Here is a 17,564-nt window from a genome sequence, read left to right on the forward strand (position 1 = left end):
CTCGCGCCATGGACCCTCGCCTTCCCATTGCCCTGCAGCTGGACCCCAGCCAAGCGCAGCTGCACCAGCTGCTGGCGCAATTGAGCCGTGCCATCCGCAGTGGTGCGCTGCCTACCCATTGGCGCATGCCGCCCAGCCGCGCGCTGGCGGAGCAAGCGCAGCTGGGGCGCGACACGGTGGTGCAAGCCTATGCCGAGCTATGCGCCCAAGGCCTGCTACAGGCCCGAGGCCGCAAGGGTACTTTTGTGGCGCCACTGCCCAGTCACACCTTAGGCATTGAGCCCAACACTGCCCCCACACCGCACCTTGCCCGGCGCTTGGCGGCCGCTGCGCCCGCAACCGTCGCCCCCGGGCTGGATTGGCGCTTGGGCCAAGCCTGTACGGTGGGCCTACCACTGCGCGTGTGGCGCGCGGCCTGCAAAGAGGCGGGGCGCACCCTGCCGCCTGCAGGCTATGGCGACCCCATGGGCGACCTGGGTTTGCGCCACGAAATTGCCACCTGGCTGCAGCGCAAGCGCGGGGCTGCCGTGTCGCCCGCGCAAATTGTGGTTACCCAAGGCGCGGGCCAAGCCATTGAGCTGCTAGCCCAGCTACTCCTGCGCCCCGGCGATGTGTGCGCCGTAGAAAACCCCGGCTACCTGCGCGCGGCCCAGGCATTTGCCGCACAAGGCGCACAGGTGGTGCCCTTGCCAGTGGACGCACATGGCGCACAGGTGCAAGCGGTGTTTGAAGGCAACACACCACCTGCGTTGCTGCATGTCACCCCTGCCCACCATTACCCCTTGGGTGTGCCGCTAGCCGCCCACAGGCGGGCCCAGCTGCTGCACCTGGCACAGCGCCACGGCACCATGGTGCTAGAGAACGAGTACGACCATGAGTTTGCGTTTGCCAGCGAGCACAGCTTGCCGCTGTTGGCGCAAGCACCCGAGCAAGTGATTTTGGTGAGCACCTTTGCCAAGGCCATCAGCCCCGCGCTGCGCTTGGGCTTTGTGGTGGCACCAGCGGCCATTGCTGCACGCTTGGGCGACTTGGTGGAGTCACAACGCCGCCATTGCTCCTGGCCCGTGCAGCGCTCAGTGGCCTGGCTCTTGGCCAGCGGTGAGCTAGAGCGCCATTTACGCCGTCTGCAACGCCACTTTGCGGCCTTGCGCGCCTTGGTGCGCACACAAGTGCAAGCGCTACAGACGCATGGCTTGCACCTACAAGGCGACGCAGGAGGCCTGCATGTGCTGCTGCAAATGCCCACCCCTGCCGCCAGCCGCCAACTAGAAGACGCGCTGCGCGCCAGCGGCGTGCAGCTCTACCCCTTGAGCAGCTTCACCCACGCCCCCAGCCCCCACCACGGCGTGCTACTGGGCTATGGGCATATGCGGGAGGCTGATTTGGATTTGGCGCTTGGACACTTGGTGCGGTGTGTGGCCGCTCTAGTTAAGCCCTACGTTCCTAGTTGTTGGCCTGCGCTTGGGCAGCTACCTTTAAGCACCTGTGATGGGGCGCAGAAGCGCTAGATTCAGTCAGCGGCAATTGATCAATCTATTCATAAGTATTGTTTTTTTATAGAATTTTGCTATTTTTATGAATAAATTGACATTGCAAACGCCCGCGGCAAAGTCGGGGAAATCGCTATAAAAAATTCATAGATTTGCATAAATTGATAAATTAAGTAACATCTATGAATGCCAAAGCAAAATATCAGCGCTTCCGACTACCCGCAGGCGGTTATCCAACAGATTCAACTGTTGGCACAAAACATTGTGGTCGCGCGCAAACGCCGCAAAGAAACCCAAGCCCAATGGGCCCAGCGGCTTGGGGTGTCGCAGCCCACCATGGCGCGCATTGAAAAAGGCGACCCATCCGTCGCCATGGCGTCCTACGTGATGTGTGTGTGGTTGATCAACCCAAGCGCATCCATAGCCAATCTCATTGCCCCGCAACATGACGCCATTGCCCTAGAGCGCGAGGTCGCCAAGGTGCGGCCGCGTGCCCGTGTACAAAACGTATCGAAATCGCTCCCTAGTACGCCAGCAGATACAGAAGTCGCACGCGCAAAAGAGGCAGATAACCCCGTGAAGAGAGCAGACAGCCATACCAAGATGCGGCAAAGCTTACAAGAGCAACAGAGCCTTGCTAGCGCTGCTGAAAAGCTAGGCTTAGGGTCTCGTGGTGCACTGGAAAAGTTCAAAGAGCAACAGAGCCTTGCCAGCGCCGCTGAAAAGCTAGGCTTAGGGTCTCGTGGTGCACTGGAAAAGTTCAAAGAGCAACAGAGCCTTGCCAGCGCCGCTGAAAAGCTAGGTTTAGGGACTCGTGGTGCACTGGAAAAGCTCCAAGAGCAACAGCGCCTTGCCAGCGCTGCTGAAAAGCTAGGCTTAGGGTCTCGTGGTGCACTGGAAGAGTTCAAAGAGCAACAGCGCCTTGCCAGCGCCGCTGAAAAGCTAGGTTTAGGGTCTCGTGGTGCACTGGAAAAGCTCCAAGAGCAACAGCGCCTTGCCAGCGCTGCTGAAAAGCTAGGCTTAGGGTCTCGTGGTGCACTGGAAGAGTTCAAAGAGCAACGGCGCCTTGCCAGCGCCGCTGAAAAGCTAGGTTTAGGGTCTCGTGGTGCACTGGAAGAGTTCAAAGAGCAACAGCGCCTTGCCAGCGCTGCTGAAAAGCTAGGCTTAGGGTCTCGTGGTGCACTGGAAGAGTTCAAAGAGCAACAGCGCCTTGCCAGCGCCGCTGAAAGCTCTGTTCGTACCGCCACCGGTCTGGCTGCGTTGATAGCAAAAGTACCAGGATCTCGCAAGCTATGAAAGACCCTGCGCTGGGCGTTGACCCTATCACCTACCAACCGCAAGACCAACTGTATGTCTGGGCGCTGGTGGACCCGAGCAACCCTGTGTTGGTAGGGGAACTTAGCCTGTCGCGATTGCTTGCTGACTGTGCCATGTTCACTTATGCGCCGGCATGGTGGCACTTTGCTTTGAGCGAAGACCTGCCGATCATTGCGGGGCAAACTTACAGCGCGGGTGAGCGTGGTAGTGCACCCGGCGCGCTGGACGACGCCCGACCAGACCGCTGGGGCGAACGCATCATTCGCCATGTGGACCGCCCAGCGCGCTTGTCGATTTTGGAGATGCTGCTGTTTGCGGGCGATGACCGCTTTGGCGCGCTAGGGGTTTCTGTGTCGGCACAGCGCTACCTACCGCGCAAGCTGGGGCCCTATCCGCAGCTGAACCAGCTGGCGGAGCTTGCCCAAGCCGTTGAAGACGTTCAGCTGCAAGCCCCTATTGCCCCCGACATGCAGCGCCTGCTGCAACCCGGCGCCAGCCTAGGCGGTGCACACCCCAAGGCCCTGCTGCACACGGCAGACGGCCCGTGTGTGGTGAAGCTCAGCGAACTGGATGACCCGGTAGACACACCGCTGATTGAACACGCCACCATGACCTTGGCCGCCCTGGCGGGTATCACCGTGGCGCGCACCGGCACGCTGCCCTTGGCGCCGCGCTACGGCAAAGCACGCCATGCGCTCACGATCCAACGGTTTGACCGCCAAGAGAACTTGCGCCTGCACTGCGTGTCTGCCAACACCGTGCTGCGCGCTGCCAGCTTGCCTGAGAGCTATGCCGCGCTGGCCACGGTGGTGTTGCGCCTGGCACACCCAGACCACCAAGTGCGCATGCGCGAAGAGTTGTTCCAGCGCATGGTGTTCAACATCTTGATGGACAACACCGACGACCATGAGCGCAACCACGCCCTGCGCCTAGAGTTTGATGGCTACTACGCGCTGTCTCCGGCGTATGACGTGGTGCCTAGCTTGCAAAATTTGGGCTACCAGGCGCTCATCGTCGGCGCGTCTGGCGCAGAGTCCACGCTGGAGAATGCGCTGTCCCAACTCAGCGAGTTCAGCATTAAAAAGCCGCGCGCCGTTGAGCTGATCCGCCAAGTAGCCCGCACGGTGGACCAGTGGCCGCAGCACTTTGCACAACATGGCGTGTGCCCAGCCGATATGGAGCGCCTGCAGGCCAGCATTGACCGTGACGCCTTGCGCTTGCAGCGCAAGGCGTACTGCTAGTGGGCGCATTGGCTACCTGCCACCCCCCCTGAACCCGGGCTGTAACCACCGCAGGCCCGAGGTGTGAATAATGGCGGCCTGTCAAACACGTGCCACAAGCACCCGCTTCAATGAAAAATCTATCCGATATCGGTTTGGTAGGCCTCGCCGTCATGGGCGAAAACCTGATCCTCAACATGGCCAGCAAGGGCTACACCGTCACCGCTTACAACCGCTCGGTAGACAAGGTAGACAACTTCTTGGCAGGCCGCGCGCAGGGCAAAACCATTCGCGGCGCGCACTCCATCGAAGAGTTAGTAGCCTCCCTGGCCAAGCCGCGCAAGATCATGCTGATGGTCAAAGCAGGGAAACCGGTGGACGACTTTATTGAGCAACTCATCCCCCACTTAGAACCCGGCGACATCATCATGGACGGGGGCAACACCCACTTCCCCGATACAAACCGCCGCACCAAATACCTGGAAAGCAAAGGGCTGCTGTTCATCGGCACCGGTGTGTCTGGCGGCGAAGAGGGCGCGCTGATTGGCCCGTCCATCATGCCCGGCGGCTCGCCCAAGGCCTGGCCGTTTGTGAAAGAGATTTTCCAAAACATCGCCGCCAAGGTGGACGACGGCAGCCCCTGCTGCGACTGGGTAGGCGAAAACGGTGCCGGCCATTTTGTGAAGATGGTGCACAACGGCATTGAGTACGGCGACATGCAGCTCATCTGCGAGGCCTACCACATCCTCAAAGAGTATGTGGGCCTGAACGCCGACGAGTTGCACCAGGTGTTCAAAGAGTGGAACGAAGGCGAGCTCGACAGCTACCTGATCGAAATCACCCGCGACATCTTGGGCTACCGCGAAAACGGCGAGCCGCTGGTGGAGAAGATTTTGGACACCGCGGGCCAAAAGGGCACCGGCAAATGGACCGGTGTGATCGCGCTGGACTTGGGCATTCCGCTGACCTTGATTTCAGAAGCCGTATTTGCCCGCTGCCTGTCTTCGCAAAAAGACGAGCGCGTGTTGGCGTCCACCATTTTGAGCGGCCCCACGCCCAAGTTTGAGGGTGACAAGCAAGCCTTTATCACCGATGTGCGCCACGCTTTGTTGGCCTCCAAAATCATCTCCTACGCGCAAGGCTACTTGCTCATGCGCGAGGCGGCCAAAGAGTACGGCTGGAACCTCAACTACGGCGGTATTGCGCTCATGTGGCGCGGGGGCTGCATCATCCGCTCGGCGTTTTTGGGCAAGATCAAGACGGCATTTGATGCCAACCCCAATCTGCAAAACCTGCTGCTCGACGACTACTTCAAAGACGCGATGCACGCAGCCCAAGGCGGCTGGCGGCGTGTGGCGGCCGCTGCCATTGCCAATGGCATTCCAGCGCCGTCCATCACCTCGGCCCTGAGCTACTTTGACGGCTACCGCACCGCGCGTCTGCCCGCCAACCTATTGCAAGCCCAGCGTGACTACTTTGGCGCCCATACCTACGAGCGCACTGACAAGCCGCGCGGCGAGTTCTTCCACACCAACTGGACAGGGCGCGGCGGAAACACCGCATCGACCACCTATACGGTGTAAGGTTAGGGTTCTTGCATTTTTGCCATTTAAGAGCACCACACCATGCCACGCCAAAAGCCTTTTTCGATGATCCGCGAGTTCCATCTTGCGGACTGGTTCACCCTGTGCAACGCGTTTTGCGGCGTGGGTGCGCTGTTCTCGGTGATGAGCTATTTGCAAACCAAAGAGGTGATGCACCTGTGGTTTGCGTGTGGCCTGATCCCCTTTGCGCTCTTGTTTGATGTGCTGGACGGGCGCATTGCCCGCTGGCGCAACCAAAGCTCGGCGCTGGGGCGCGAGTTGGACTCTTTGGCCGACATCATCTCGTTTGGTGTGGCGCCCGCCGTCATTGCCTACGGCTGCGGCATGCAGGGCTTGTATGACCGCATCGTGCTGGTGTTTTTTGTGGCCTGCGGCGTCTCACGCTTGGCGCGCTACAACATCACCGCCGAAGAACTGTCCCAAGGCAGCGACAAGGTGAAGTACTTTGAAGGCACACCCATCCCCACCTCGCTGGTGCTGGTCGGCGTGCTGGCCTGGGCCACCGCTGCGAACGCCATCGGCGACAACATGTGGTTTGGCGTAGTCCACATCGCCGGCTTCCAGCTCCATCCCTTGGTGCTGATGTTCGCCGTCTCCGGCTCACTGATGATCAGCCGGATTCGGATTCCTAAGATTTGAGGATGGCCGCGATTGAAGTGGCCGCCCAGCGCTTCTTTATGTAGACGCCGGGCCCTTGCCCTTTCGCATGGTCTCCACCAGCCCCATCATCCAGCACATCGGGCAGCCGCGCAGCAAGACCACAGCACCAACCAGCGCCACTCCTGACAGCACCATGCCGTAAGGGTTGAAAAACAAGGCAAACACCAGCAGGGCCAGGGCGGCGGCGCCACGCAGGAGGTGCACGGTGATGGAAGAGCTGCAATACATATCAATCCTTCACATTGTGTAGAGGCTCAGGCGCCCCGTCTTTGAGCCAGTAGCCACTGGCCAAGAGCTGCTCGCGCACTTGGGTGCGGGCTCGATGCAAACGGCTTTTTACAGCCTCTAGGCTCAGGCCCAATTGGGCCGCAACTTCAGGTGCGGTGAGCTCGTGCACATCGCGCAACAAGAGCACCTCTCGGTAGGGCGGAGTGAGGCGCTCCATGGCACGGGCTAGGTCCAGCCTCAGGTCAGTGGGCACAAGGGCTGCCTGGGGAAGGTCGTGCTCCAGCACCTCGTCCAAGGGCTCGGTGCCTCGCGCCGTGCGATACAGGCGGTAGCACTCGCGCTCTACGATGCGAAAGATCCAGGTAGTAAACGTCGCAGCGCAGCGCAAAAGACCCACCTTACGGTACAGCTGCCACAGCGCGATTTGCACTGCGTCCTCTGCGTCTTCGGTGGTAGAGCATGTGCGCCGGGCAAAGCGTTTGAGGTCAGGCTGGCAAACGGTCAGCAGCTCGGAGATAGCCCCCGAGTCGCCCTGCCGGGCCGCTTCTATCAGGTGCGCTTGGGCTCGCATAGTTATTGGTCCAGGTAACGACGCCCCACCATGGCACATGCGGGACAAAAGCCGACGAATGCCGTCAGCACCAAAGTGGCTGCACTGGCCAATGCTACCCACATCACCACACCCGCCGGGGTGAGGCCACTGGCAACCGCCGCGACGATGGCTGCGCCAGCCAAAACACGGGTAGCACGCTCCCACGTGGGGAGATTACGCTTTAAAAAGAACATGGTGAATTCCTGCTTTCAAGTTGATGACGCTTACCTAGAGGCGGCAAATCAAGCAATGGATTCACACATCTCGAAAAAACTGCAAAAAAAACTTGGTTCGCAAAAAGTTTGCCTGGCGCGAACCCTTTTGCGCAGCTGCCGCCTCTAGGTCATGGAGAGCGCGTGGCAATTGCCCAGGCGCTCCCAAACCCACCTTGTCTTAGTTCATAGAGAGCGAAGCAAGTGCCTTTTCAACTCGTTTACGGATTTACACACGATGTCATTCACTACTGCCACTTCAACCACCCGCCGTGCTTTCAACGTCTTGGCGCTGACCGCTTCCGTGATGTTTGCTGGGCTTGCTGCAGGTGCCGCCACTGCTGGCGAGATCGTTCCCGCCAATATGGAGGCTTACAAAGTCGCCGCCACGGCCAAGAAGCCCATCATCATGCATGTGCACGCCACATGGTGCCCTTACTGTGCCAAGCAAAACCCCGTTATTGAACAGCTGATGAAAGAGCCCGAGTTCAAAGACGTGGTGGTGTTCAAGATCGACTTTGATGCCGACAAAGCTTTGGTGGAACAACTCGGCGTCAAGATGCAGTCCACCTTGATTGCTGCCAAAGGTCCGCTTGAGATTGACCGTGTCACCGGCATTACCGACAAAGAGCAAATTCGCCAGTTCATCCGCAAGGCCCTGTAATTGGCTCTGCGCGTAGGCACAGCACCATGATTACCTTGTTCTTTAGCTTCATTGCAGGCGCTTTGTCTACCTTGTCACCTTGCGTGCTGCCCATCGTGCCCATCCTCATGTCCAGCGCGCTGCAAACCGCACGGCTGGGGCCAGCTGCCTTACTTGCGGGGGTGGCGCTGTCGTACACCGTGGTCGGCACGCTACTGGCCTTGTTTGGCACCAGCTTAGGCCTAGACACCAGCCATGTACGCATGGCCAGTGCCGTGCTCATGCTGCTGTTTGGCGCTACGTTTTTGGTGCCCGCCATGCAACGCGGCTTTGTGCGCTTGGTAGCGCCTTTGACCGACGGCGCCAACAACAAGCTTGCGGGGTTTCGGGGCGACAGTGTGCTGGGCCAAGGCTTGCTCGGCGTCATGCTGGGCTTGGTGTGGTCGCCGTGTGTGGGCCCCACCTTGGGAGCAGCAGTCACCATGGCCGCTGGCGGGCATTCGGCCGGACAAGCCTTGGTCACCATGTTCGCGTTTGGAGTGGGGGCTGCCGTTCCCATGGGTCTGCTGGCCTACGGCTCACGCGCTGCCATCGGCGACAAACGCAAAACCATGGCCGCTGTGGGACAGCGCGGCAAGCAAATGATGGGCGTGGGACTGCTGCTGGTCGGTGGCTTGGTGCTTACCGGCGGGGACAAGGGGCTTGAATCCGTGCTAACCAGCCATATGCCGATGTGGCTCATTGACCTGACAACACGCTACTAAGGGCTGCCCGCATCACGGGCTTGTCCTCCATCGACATCACCAGCCCCATGCAACAGCTGCAGGGGACTGGCAAGCGTCAGGCTGTGGCGACCTCGCGCTCCGCCAACTTCACCAACGCATCCAGCACCTCATCAAAGTCGCTGGTAATGGCTGCGCCTATGTGCTCGGCACCAGGGCCGGTGACGCGGGCGCTGTAGACGATGGACAAGAGGCCTGGGTCTTGGGGCACGATGCGGTGCTCCACTGTGACACTGATGTCGCCCAGCACGGTCTCGTCGGTAAACGCTAAGCCTTCTTCCACATGGGTCAACCGGGTGGTGAGTGCGTCCTGACCGCTGGGCGTCATGCTGAAGCTGTTGCCAACGGCAAAGGGGCCGACCAGGGTCGCTTGCTCGACTCCGGGGTTCCAGGTGGACCAACGGTTGACGTCAGACCACAGGGCCCAGACGGTAGCGCGGGAAGCCGTGGTGGTAGTTTTGAATTCGCGGAAAAACATGGATAGCTCCTTGGGTTGGTATGACGAGAAGTCTAAAAACCCCCTACTGACAACGTAGTGTCAGTAGGCTGGAGCAGCAGTCGGGCTACAAGAACTTAAACGCCGACTTCATGGCTTTGCGCACCAACCCAGGCACCTCGCCAGCGGCAAACAGCGTGGCCACAAACGAGAACTGGGTACGCACCACGCCACGCTCGTGGCTGAAGGCCTTGAATCCGTAGTGGCCGTGTGCGTTGCCAATGCCGGAGTTGTTGATGCCGCCAAACGGCAGGTTGCCGTGCAAGAACTGCATGAGCGCATGGTTCACACAGGCACCGCCCGACACGGTGTGGGTGAGCACCTTGTCAATGGTGGCATTGTTGCGGCTGTACACATACAAGGCCAGCGGCTTTTGCCCGGCGTTGATGTTGCCGATCACCTCGTTGATGTCTTGGTAGCTGATGATGGGCAACACAGGGCCAAAAATCTCTTCTTCCAAGATGCGTGCCTTGGGCCCCACTTGGTCCAGCAAGGTGGGCTGGATAAAGCAGTCGGCCTCGTTGGTGCCGCCACCAATGAGCGCGCGTGCGCCGTGGGCGCTGGCATCGTCCAACAAGCCCTTCACACGGCTGGTGTGGCGGGCATTAACAATGTGGGCCAGGTGCGGGCTGGCTTGTTGCTCGGCCAAGCTGGTGCCATAGGCTTTTTGGAGTTGCGCGCGGCAGTGTTCCACCCAGGCGTCTTTGACCGATGCATGCACATACACATAGTCCGGCGCAATGCAGGTCTGGCCGGAATTGGCAAATTTGGCCCACATGACGTTGGTAGCAGCTAGCTGCAGGTCAGCCGTCTCGTCAATGATGGTGGGGCTCTTGCCGCCCAGCTCCAGCGTGACGCTGCTCAGGTGCTTGGCAGCTGCGCCCATGACGTACTTGCCAATCATCGGGCTGCCGGTGAAGAAGATGTGGTCAAACGGCAGTGCCAGCAGGGCCTGCGACACATCGGCCTCGCCTTCAAAAATGGCCACCTCGTCTTCGGTGAACACCTCGCGCACGACCTTGCAGATCAAGGCGGAAAGATGGGGCGTCAACTCCGACGGCTTGACGATGGCGGTATTGCCCGCAGCGATGGCTGACACCAAAGGCCCCAAGGTGAGGTTGACCGGGTAGTTGAACGGCCCAATGATCAGGCAGCGCCCGCGCGGCGTGTATTGCACATAGCTGCGCATGCCCATGGTGAGCATGGTGGGCCACACGCGCTTGGGCTTCATCCATTTTTTGAGGTTGCGGATGGCGTCATTCGCTTCCACGCACACGGGCAAAATTTCTGCCAAGTCCACCTCGCCCTGCGGCTTTTTGAAGTCCGCATAGGCGGCGTCATACCAAGCTTGGGTGTTGGCAATGACGGCATCGCGCAGCTTGCGGATCTTGGCAATGCGCTCTTGGGCGCTAGAGCCGCGCAAACGCAAGGCCGTAGCAGCCTGCCGTTCAAAAACCGCTTGCATGCGCGCGGGGTCAGCCGCCGCTGCGGGGGAAATGATGGCCATGGAGTCTCCTCGTTGTTGTGTGTGTTTGCCACTGTAGCGCGGCGCTACCTTGATCAGGCCGCGCGGTACAGCCGCAAAGTATGAGCACATTGCGCCAAACGCCAAGTCCTGCGGGCGACAAGCCCCCACCCGTGGGCCGAGGATGCTTGGCCTTTGCGCCCACAGTCTGGCAGCGCTTTGTTGCCTCGGCCAGAGAGAGTTTTGAGTAAAACAGGCGGTCTGCGCCGTAGATACTGCGCAAGCAGCTATATAAACCGTAGCAAACCTTAGGCGTGCACAGCCTTGCGGCGGCCGTACACCGTCATCGCCACCCCGGCAACCAGCCCCCAGAATGCCGCGCCCAGCCCCAAGAGTGTGACGCCAGAGGCGGTGACCAAGAAGGTCAGCAAGGCACTGTCGCGCTCCTTCTCATCCGCCATGGCGGTGGACAAGCCGTTCAAGATGGCTCCAAACAAAGCCAGCCCCGCTACACAGGCCACCAGTGCTTTGGGCAAGGCGGTGAACAAGGCCACCAAGGTGCCGCCAAAGGCGCCAATCAGCAGGTAGAAGAACCCGCACGCCATGCCTGCGATGTAGCGTTTGGCCGGGTTGTGGTGCGCCTCAGGGCCGGTGCAAATGGCAGCGGTGATGGCGGCTAAGTTGACGGCGTGCGCCCCAAACGGTGCCAGCACCAAAGACACCAAGCCATTGCTGGTGACCAGCGGGTTGGCGGGCGTGGTGTAGCCCGCAGCCCGCATGACCGCCACGCCCGGCACAAACTGCCCGGTCAGCGTGACCGCCGCCAGCGGCAGGCCCACGCCCAGCGCGGCTGACCAGGTGAACACCGGCGTGGTCCACACGGGTTGGGCCCATTGCAAGCTGACCTGCGCGTGCGACAAATCGCCCTGCGCCCAAGCCACCAACACGCCCAGCGCCAGCACACCTGGAATGGCGTAGCGCGGCGACCAGCGGCGCAGCACCAGCCACGCGGCACACATGCTGCCCGCCAAGAGCGGCACGCGCCCCACCGAGGCAAAGGCTTCAGTGCCAAAGCGCAACAAAATGCCCGCCAACATGGCCCCCGCAATGGACTTAGGTAACAGCTCCATCACCCGGCCAAACCAGCCAGTCACACCAAACAGCAGCACCACCAGCGCGCTGACGATGTAAGCCCCCACCGCTTGCTCAAACGGCACGCCCGCCAAAGCGCCAACCAACATGGCCGCGCCTGGCGTAGACCAGGCCGTGATCACTGGCGCGCGGTAGTACCAACTCAAGGCCAGCGCCGTCACACCCGCCCCGGTAGAAATGGCCCACACCCACGACGACACGATGGCGGGCGACCAATGCGCGCTGTCGGCCACCTGAAACGCCAGCACCAGCGGCCCGGCGTAGGACACCGCCACCGCAATCAGGCCCGCGACTACGGCTGAGAGCGACATATCGGCCCACACGCTGGTCTGGGGTGGCGGGGTGTCAGAGGGGATGGGTACGGTGGAGGTCATGCAGAGGTCCTGGGTAGTCACAAGCCCTGCATGGTAGAAAATGCGCGGCAGGTTTAACAGATACACAAATACCTTTTGTTAGGTATAACAGTTGGCCGATTTGCCTTTTCAACCCCGACCGCTCCATGTCCACCCCACCGCGCCCTCTGTACCAAAGCTTGGCCCAACGCCTGCAAGACGCCATGGCCAGCGGTGCCTTGGCCGTGGGCGCGCGGTTGCCCTCGGTACGCCAGTTGGCGCAGCAGCACAGCGTGAGCTTGGTCACTGCCTTGCATGTGTACCGCCACTTAGAGGCGTTAGGGCTGGTGGTGGCCAAACCCAAGTCGGGCTACTTTGTGGCACCACCGGCACGGCCGGCCACCATCGCCAAGCTCCACGCGCTCGCCGCGCCCTTGCCTACCGCCCAGTACGTGGGCCGCAACCACGACATCACCCACATCACCTATTTGGCGCGCGCGCATGGCCGCTTGCGGCTGGACATTGCCACCGGCCCGCCCTCGGTCTACCCCACGCCGGTGTTACAGCGGCTCATGACGCGCATCAGCCGCCAGCACCCCGAGCTGCTCACCCAGTACGGCACTGGCACGGGCTGGCCTGCGCTGCAAAGTGAGCTGGCCCGCCGCGCGCTGGCCGCTGGCTGCGAGCTGCGCCCCCACGAGCTGCTCATCACCCACGGCAGCACCGAGGCGCTGAACCTGGCACTGCGCGCCTGCACCCAGCCCGGCGACACGGTGGTGGTGGAGTCGCCCACTTACTTTGGGCTGCTGCAAATTTTGGAAAGCCTGCAACTGCGCGCTTTGGAGCTGCCTACCGATGCCGTGACCGGGCTGGACTTGGACGCGCTTGAACTTGCCACCAGCACGCCGGGTGCGGTGCAGGCGGTGGTGGTCACGCCCAATTTTCAAAACCCCTTGGGCAGCCTCATGCCAGACGCCCACAAGGCGCGCTTGGTGGCGCTCATGGCCGAGCGCAACATCGCGTTGATTGAAGACGATGTGTTTGGCGACCTGCACTACCACGCGCTAGACCGCCGCCCGCGCTGCGCCAAGGCCTGGGATGCAGCGGGTGACGCAGGCACCGTCATGCTGTGTGGCTCGGCCACCAAGACGCTGGCACCAGGCATGCGCATCGGCTGGCTGGCCGCCGGACGCTGGCGCACCAAGGTCGAGATGCTCAAGTTCACCAGCTCCATTGCCACGCCCGAGCTGCCGCAGGCCGCCATTGCCGCCTTCCTGCAAACCGGCGGCTATGAACGCTACCTGCGCCGCCTGCGCCAGACGTACCTGAGCCAAACCCACCGCATGGTGCAAGCCGTGCGCCAGCACTTCCCACCGGGCACCCAGTGCGACATGCCCCAAGGCGGCCATCTGCTCTGGGTGCAACTGCCCGATGGTCGCAATGCCCGCACCCTGTTTGACCTGGCCCTGCAAGAGTCCATAGGCATAGCGCCGGGCCTGATGTTCTCCACCACCGACCGCTACCAACACTGCCTGCGCCTGAACGCCGGTTACCCCTGGAGCGACGCGGTAGACAACAGCCTGCAACGCCTAGGCGCCTTGGCCCACGGGCTGGCGTAGGTGGCTGGGGCGCTTGGTTTTTGAACACCCACTCCTTTTGAACACCCACTCCCCCAACCCCTCGCCCCGTCGGCGAGGGGAGTCTTGAACTGCCAATTTGGGTTTTGGTCGCCGGACGCGCGTCTACAGGGGTGGCGCTGCCGACGTTGTGGTTTGCCACGGCGCATGCGATGCGGTTGTAGATATTTCATGCACCTAGGCTTGCCAACGCTGGCGGCGAAGCGCGCCAGTGGGGGCGTGCACACCCATCCGAGGCCCTACAACCGCATGCACTGGCCGTGGTGGACCACCCCTGTTGGCTACGGTGCTTTGGTAGCCCTGTTGCCGGAGAAAAACCATCCAATCGGCAGTTCAGGACTCCCCTCGCCGACGGGGCGAGGGGTTGGGGGAGTGGGTGTTAAACGATCAAGCCAGTAAGCCAACTCTTCAACAGCGAGTGCAAACCGTTGCAAATTCATGCACTTTGGCCTGCCAACGCTGGCGGCGAAGCGCGCCAGTGGGGGCGTGCACACCCATCCGAGGCCCTACAACCGCATGCACTGGCCGTGGTGGACCACCCCTGTTGGCTACGGTGCTTTGGTAGCCCTGTTGCCGGAGAAAAACCATCCAATCGGCAGTTCAGGACTCCCCTCGCCGACGGGGCGAGGGGTTGGGGGAGTGGGTGTTAAACGATCAAGCCAGTAAGCCAACTCTTCAACAGCGAGTGCAAACCGTTGCAAATTCATGCACTTTGGCCTGCCAACGCTGGCGGCGAAGCGCGCCAGTGGGGGCGTACACACCCATCCGAGGCCCTACAACCGCATGCACTGGCCGTGGTGCACCACCCCTGTTGGCTACGGTGCTTGGGTAGCCCTGTTGCCGGGGAAAACCATCCAATCGGCAGTTCAGGACTCCCCTCGCCGACGGGGCGAGGGGCTGGGGGAGTGGGTGTTAATCAACCAAGCCAGCGGGGATGTGTACACCCATCATGGACGCTCCAGCGCGCTCAGCACCTGGGCGGGCATGCGCCTGGGCTTGAGGGTGTCGGCATGCACACAGCCAACCCGAACTTGGCCGCTCACCAACACGGTGTCGCCCCGCAGCGCCTGTTGCTCCAGCAGCATGGAGGCCTGGCCACGCTCCACCATGCGCACGCTGACGGTGAGCAAGTCGTCCAAGCGCGCGGCGGCCAAGTAGCGCAGCGTGACATCAGCCACCACAAAAATCGCCCCTGTGGCATCGCGCAGGACTTGCTGCTCCACCCCCAGCGCGCGCAGCCACTCGGTGCGGGCGCGTTCAAAAAACTTCAGGTAATTGGCATAGAACACCACGCCGCCGGCGTCGGTGTCTTCCCAGTACACACGAACGGGCATGGCGTAGCCCGCGGCACCGGTGAGGGGCGTTGACACAGGGTCTTGGGGGGTAGGTGATAGAGGGCGCATGGAGGTGAAATGCAGGAGCAAATGGGGGCACAAGAAGTCGTGAGCAATTGTCCGCTAAGCCCACATATTTTTGTAACAAGCGTAGGATAGGATGCTTCGCGCACCACCAGCTGCACCCTTGAGATGGCGCGCGTCGTCCTCATCTCTGTGTGCAGTTTACCCACCAAGGATTCACCATGGCACGCCATACCCCCATCGAACGCTACCGCAACATCGGTATTTCGGCCCACATTGACGCGGGCAAAACGACCACGACCGAGCGCATTCTTTTTTACACCGGGGTGAACCACAAAATTGGTGAGGTGCATGACGGCGCGGCCACCATGGACTGGATGGAGCAAGAGCAAGAGCGCGGCATCACCATCACCTCAGCCGCCACCACCTGCTTTTGGAAAGGCATGGCGGGCAACTTCCCTGAGCACCGCATCAACATCATTGACACCCCCGGCCACGTGGACTTCACGATTGAAGTGGAGCGCTCCATGCGCGTGCTGGACGGTGCAGTCATGGTGTACGACGCTGTGGGCGGCGTGCAGCCGCAGTCGGAAACCGTGTGGCGTCAAGCCAATAAATACAAGGTGCCACGCCTGGCCTTTGTGAACAAAATGGACCGCACCGGGGCCGACTTTTTGCGCGTGCGCGAGATGATGATCTTGCGCCTCAAGGCCAACCCCGTGGCCATTCAAATCCCGATTGGCGCGGAAGACAAGTTCCAAGGCATTGTGGACTTGGTCAAGATGAAGTCCATTATTTGGGACGAAGACAAGGGCGTGACCTTTGTCTACGGTGACATTCCCGCCGACCTGGCCGATGTGTGCGCCGAGTACCGCGAAAAGCTGGTCGAAGCCGCCGCCGAAGCGTCGGAAGAGCTGATGAACAAATACCTGGAGGGCGAAGCGCTCACCGAAGAAGAAATCAAGGCCGCAATCCGCAAACGCACGCTGGCGGGTGAAATCCAGCCCATGTTGTGTGGCTCAGCGTTTAAGAACAAAGGCGTGCAAGCCATGCTGGACGCGGTCATTGAATACATGCCCGCACCCACCGACATTCCGCCCGTGAGCGGTGTGGATGAGGACGACCACCCCGTGGTGCGCCAAGCAGACGACAGCGAAAAGTTCTCCGCCTTGGCTTTCAAACTGATGACCGACCCCTTTGTGGGCCAGCTGACCTTTGTGCGCGTGTACTCCGGCGTTTTGCTCAAGGGCGACACGGTGTACAACCCCATTCGCGGCAAAAAGGAGCGCATTGGCCGCATCGTGCAAATGCATGCCAACAACCGCGAAGAGGTGTCTGAAATCCGCGCGGGCGACATTGCCGCTTGCGTGGGCCTCAAAGACGTGACCACGGGCGAAACCTTGTGCGATCCAGGTGCCATCGTGATGCTGGAGCGCATGGTCTTCCCCGAGCCCGTGATCACCCAAGCGGTAGAGCCCAAGACCAAGGCCGACCAAGAAAAAATGGGCATTGCCCTGCAGCGCTTGGCGCAAGAGGACCCGTCGTTCCGCGTGAAGACCGACGAAGAGTCAGGCCAAACACTGATCGCCGGAATGGGTGAGCTGCATTTGGAAATCATCGTGGACCGCATGAAGCGCGAGTTTGGCGTGGAAGCCAATGTGGGCAAGCCCCAAGTGGCTTACCGCGAAACCATACGCAAAACGGTGGAAGACGCTGAAGGCAAATTCGTGCGCCAGTCTGGCGGTAAGGGCCAGTACGGCCATGTGGTGCTGAAAATTGAACCCAATGAAGCGGGCAAAGGCGTGGAATTTGTTGACGCCATCAAGGGTGGCGTGGTGCCGCGCGAGTTCATCCCTGCGGTAGAAAAAGGCATCAACGAAGCCGTGACCCAAGGCGTGATGGCGGGCTACCCGGTGGTGGACGTGAAGGTCACGCTGCACTTTGGCTCGTACCACGATGTGGACTCCAACGAGCTGGCGTTCAAGATGGCCGCAATCTTTGGTTTCAAAGAAGGCTGCCGCAAAGCGAACCCGGTGATTCTGGAGCCCATGATGGCGGTTGAAGTGGAAACGCCCGAAGACTACGCCGGCAACGTGATGGGCGACCTGTCCTCCCGCCGCGGCATGGTGCAAGGCATGGACGACATGGTGGGCGGCGGCAAAGCCATCAAGGCCGAAGTGCCCTTGTCAGAGATGTTTGGCTACTCCACCACCTTGCGTTCGATGTCCCAAGGTCGTGCCACCTACACCATGGAATTCAAGCACTACGCCGAAGCCCCACGCAACGTGTCCGAAGCCATCATGGCGGCGCGTTCGAAGTAAGCAAAAACTGCCGCTAAGCAGCTCCTAAAAGCCCACACGCTTCATGCGTGTGGGC

The 17,564-nt window shown here is 61.0% G+C and carries 17 protein-coding genes; 10 read left to right on the forward strand and 7 right to left on the reverse strand.

Going from position 1 to position 17,564, the window contains the following annotated elements; all coding sequences use genetic code 11:
- Positions 1-8 precede the first annotated feature (8 nt).
- From pdxR to pssA, 5 genes are all read left to right on the forward strand, one after another.
- Complete coding sequence (gene pdxR / locus EXZ61_RS21425) at positions 9-1,508, forward strand: MocR-like pyridoxine biosynthesis transcription factor PdxR (protein WP_142813946.1); 1,500 nt, start codon at positions 9-11, stop codon at positions 1,506-1,508.
- A gap of 168 nt (positions 1,509-1,676) precedes the next feature.
- Positions 1,677-2,786, forward strand: a complete 1,110-nt coding sequence (locus EXZ61_RS22305) for a helix-turn-helix transcriptional regulator (RefSeq protein ID WP_237219030.1) — start codon at positions 1,677-1,679, stop codon at positions 2,784-2,786.
- Entirely contained in the window at positions 2,783-4,048 is a 1,266-nt protein-coding gene (locus tag EXZ61_RS21435; RefSeq protein ID WP_142813947.1) for a type II toxin-antitoxin system HipA family toxin, read from the forward strand. The genes EXZ61_RS22305 and EXZ61_RS21435 overlap by 4 nt, the downstream gene beginning before the upstream one ends.
- Before the next feature lie 110 nt (positions 4,049-4,158).
- On the forward strand, positions 4,159-5,610 hold the full coding sequence (gene gnd, locus EXZ61_RS21440; RefSeq protein ID WP_142813948.1) for a decarboxylating NADP(+)-dependent phosphogluconate dehydrogenase: 1,452 nt from the start codon (positions 4,159-4,161) through the stop codon (positions 5,608-5,610).
- A gap of 42 nt (positions 5,611-5,652) precedes the next feature.
- Positions 5,653-6,270, forward strand: a complete 618-nt coding sequence (pssA, locus tag EXZ61_RS21445) for a CDP-diacylglycerol--serine O-phosphatidyltransferase (protein ID WP_237219031.1) — start codon at positions 5,653-5,655, stop codon at positions 6,268-6,270.
- Positions 6,271-6,306: 36 nt separating this feature from the next.
- Here pssA and EXZ61_RS21450 read toward each other — a convergent pair whose 3' ends face one another.
- Genes EXZ61_RS21450 through EXZ61_RS21460 form a run of 3 tightly spaced genes read right to left on the reverse strand, consistent with a single transcriptional unit; the run spans position 6,307 to position 7,305 of the window.
- Positions 6,307-6,519, reverse strand: a complete 213-nt coding sequence (locus EXZ61_RS21450) for a hypothetical protein (protein WP_142813949.1) — start codon at positions 6,517-6,519, stop codon at positions 6,307-6,309.
- A gap of 1 nt (position 6,520) precedes the next feature.
- Positions 6,521-7,090 carry an RNA polymerase sigma factor gene (locus EXZ61_RS21455; protein ID WP_142813950.1) on the reverse strand — a complete coding sequence of 190 codons (570 nt, stop codon included), beginning with the start codon at positions 7,088-7,090 and terminating at the stop codon, positions 6,521-6,523.
- 2 nt (positions 7,091-7,092) lie between these two features.
- A complete protein-coding gene (locus EXZ61_RS21460; protein ID WP_142813951.1) occupies positions 7,093-7,305 on the reverse strand; it encodes a YgaP family membrane protein in 213 nt (70 codons plus the stop codon).
- A 256-nt stretch (positions 7,306-7,561) separates the two neighbouring features.
- On the opposite strand from EXZ61_RS21460, the gene EXZ61_RS21465 reads away from it, so the two are divergent.
- Both EXZ61_RS21465 and EXZ61_RS21470 read left to right on the forward strand, forming a co-directional pair.
- Positions 7,562-7,987: a thioredoxin family protein gene (locus EXZ61_RS21465; protein WP_168224859.1), complete on the forward strand. Its 426-nt coding sequence runs from the start codon at positions 7,562-7,564 to the stop codon at positions 7,985-7,987.
- Positions 7,988-8,013: 26 nt separating this feature from the next.
- Positions 8,014-8,730, forward strand: coding sequence for a cytochrome c biogenesis CcdA family protein (locus tag EXZ61_RS21470; RefSeq protein WP_142813953.1), 717 nt, complete (start codon positions 8,014-8,016; stop codon positions 8,728-8,730).
- A gap of 76 nt (positions 8,731-8,806) precedes the next feature.
- Here EXZ61_RS21470 and EXZ61_RS21475 read toward each other — a convergent pair whose 3' ends face one another.
- Both EXZ61_RS21475 and EXZ61_RS21480 read right to left on the reverse strand, forming a co-directional pair.
- Positions 8,807-9,226 carry an SRPBCC family protein gene (locus EXZ61_RS21475; protein WP_142813954.1) on the reverse strand — a complete coding sequence of 140 codons (420 nt, stop codon included), beginning with the start codon at positions 9,224-9,226 and terminating at the stop codon, positions 8,807-8,809.
- A gap of 85 nt (positions 9,227-9,311) precedes the next feature.
- A complete protein-coding gene (locus EXZ61_RS21480) occupies positions 9,312-10,751 on the reverse strand; it encodes an aldehyde dehydrogenase family protein (RefSeq protein ID WP_142813955.1) in 1,440 nt (479 codons plus the stop codon).
- An 80-nt stretch (positions 10,752-10,831) separates the two neighbouring features.
- Here EXZ61_RS21480 and EXZ61_RS22455 point away from each other — a divergent pair, with 80 nt between their 5' ends.
- A complete protein-coding gene (locus EXZ61_RS22455) occupies positions 10,832-10,960 on the forward strand; it encodes a hypothetical protein (RefSeq protein WP_281063815.1) in 129 nt (42 codons plus the stop codon).
- A 57-nt stretch (positions 10,961-11,017) separates the two neighbouring features.
- Here the strand turns inward: EXZ61_RS22455 and EXZ61_RS21485 are convergent, their stop codons facing one another.
- On the reverse strand, positions 11,018-12,235 hold the full coding sequence (locus EXZ61_RS21485; protein WP_142813956.1) for a benzoate/H(+) symporter BenE family transporter: 1,218 nt from the start codon (positions 12,233-12,235) through the stop codon (positions 11,018-11,020).
- A gap of 125 nt (positions 12,236-12,360) precedes the next feature.
- Between EXZ61_RS21485 and EXZ61_RS21490 the strand changes: the two genes are divergently transcribed.
- A complete protein-coding gene (locus tag EXZ61_RS21490; RefSeq protein WP_142813957.1) occupies positions 12,361-13,812 on the forward strand; it encodes an aminotransferase-like domain-containing protein in 1,452 nt (483 codons plus the stop codon).
- A 965-nt stretch (positions 13,813-14,777) separates the two neighbouring features.
- Here EXZ61_RS21490 and ybgC read toward each other — a convergent pair.
- Positions 14,778-15,233 (reverse strand): tol-pal system-associated acyl-CoA thioesterase, encoded by a 456-nt coding sequence (gene ybgC, locus EXZ61_RS21495; RefSeq protein ID WP_142813958.1) that lies wholly within the window; start codon positions 15,231-15,233, stop codon positions 14,778-14,780.
- A gap of 176 nt (positions 15,234-15,409) precedes the next feature.
- On the opposite strand from ybgC, the gene fusA reads away from it, so the two are divergent.
- Entirely contained in the window at positions 15,410-17,509 is a 2,100-nt protein-coding gene (fusA, locus tag EXZ61_RS21500; RefSeq protein WP_142813959.1) for an elongation factor G, read from the forward strand.
- The last annotated feature ends 55 nt before the right edge of the window (positions 17,510-17,564 follow it).

Origin of the sequence: Rhodoferax aquaticus (assembly GCF_006974105.1) — a bacterium.
In the GTDB taxonomy this organism is placed as follows: domain Bacteria; phylum Pseudomonadota; class Gammaproteobacteria; order Burkholderiales; family Burkholderiaceae_C; genus Allorhodoferax; species Allorhodoferax aquaticus_A.

Coding starts and splice junctions, on each gene's coding strand:
- pdxR (WP_142813946.1), top strand. CDS start 9: ATGGACCCTCGCCTTCCCATTGCCCTGCAGCTGGACCCCAGCCAAGCG.
- EXZ61_RS22305 (WP_237219030.1), top strand. CDS start 1,677: ATGCCAAAGCAAAATATCAGCGCTTCCGACTACCCGCAGGCGGTTATC.
- EXZ61_RS21435 (WP_142813947.1), top strand. CDS start 2,783: ATGAAAGACCCTGCGCTGGGCGTTGACCCTATCACCTACCAACCGCAA.
- gnd (WP_142813948.1), top strand. CDS start 4,159: ATGAAAAATCTATCCGATATCGGTTTGGTAGGCCTCGCCGTCATGGGC.
- pssA (WP_237219031.1), top strand. CDS start 5,653: ATGCCACGCCAAAAGCCTTTTTCGATGATCCGCGAGTTCCATCTTGCG.
- EXZ61_RS21450 (WP_142813949.1), bottom strand. CDS start 6,519: ATGTATTGCAGCTCTTCCATCACCGTGCACCTCCTGCGTGGCGCCGCC.
- EXZ61_RS21455 (WP_142813950.1), bottom strand. CDS start 7,090: ATGCGAGCCCAAGCGCACCTGATAGAAGCGGCCCGGCAGGGCGACTCG.
- EXZ61_RS21460 (WP_142813951.1), bottom strand. CDS start 7,305: ATGTTCTTTTTAAAGCGTAATCTCCCCACGTGGGAGCGTGCTACCCGT.
- EXZ61_RS21465 (WP_168224859.1), top strand. CDS start 7,562: ATGTCATTCACTACTGCCACTTCAACCACCCGCCGTGCTTTCAACGTC.
- EXZ61_RS21470 (WP_142813953.1), top strand. CDS start 8,014: ATGATTACCTTGTTCTTTAGCTTCATTGCAGGCGCTTTGTCTACCTTG.
- EXZ61_RS21475 (WP_142813954.1), bottom strand. CDS start 9,226: ATGTTTTTCCGCGAATTCAAAACTACCACCACGGCTTCCCGCGCTACC.
- EXZ61_RS21480 (WP_142813955.1), bottom strand. CDS start 10,751: ATGGCCATCATTTCCCCCGCAGCGGCGGCTGACCCCGCGCGCATGCAA.
- EXZ61_RS22455 (WP_281063815.1), top strand. CDS start 10,832: ATGAGCACATTGCGCCAAACGCCAAGTCCTGCGGGCGACAAGCCCCCA.
- EXZ61_RS21485 (WP_142813956.1), bottom strand. CDS start 12,235: ATGACCTCCACCGTACCCATCCCCTCTGACACCCCGCCACCCCAGACC.
- EXZ61_RS21490 (WP_142813957.1), top strand. CDS start 12,361: ATGTCCACCCCACCGCGCCCTCTGTACCAAAGCTTGGCCCAACGCCTG.
- ybgC (WP_142813958.1), bottom strand. CDS start 15,233: ATGCGCCCTCTATCACCTACCCCCCAAGACCCTGTGTCAACGCCCCTC.
- fusA (WP_142813959.1), top strand. CDS start 15,410: ATGGCACGCCATACCCCCATCGAACGCTACCGCAACATCGGTATTTCG.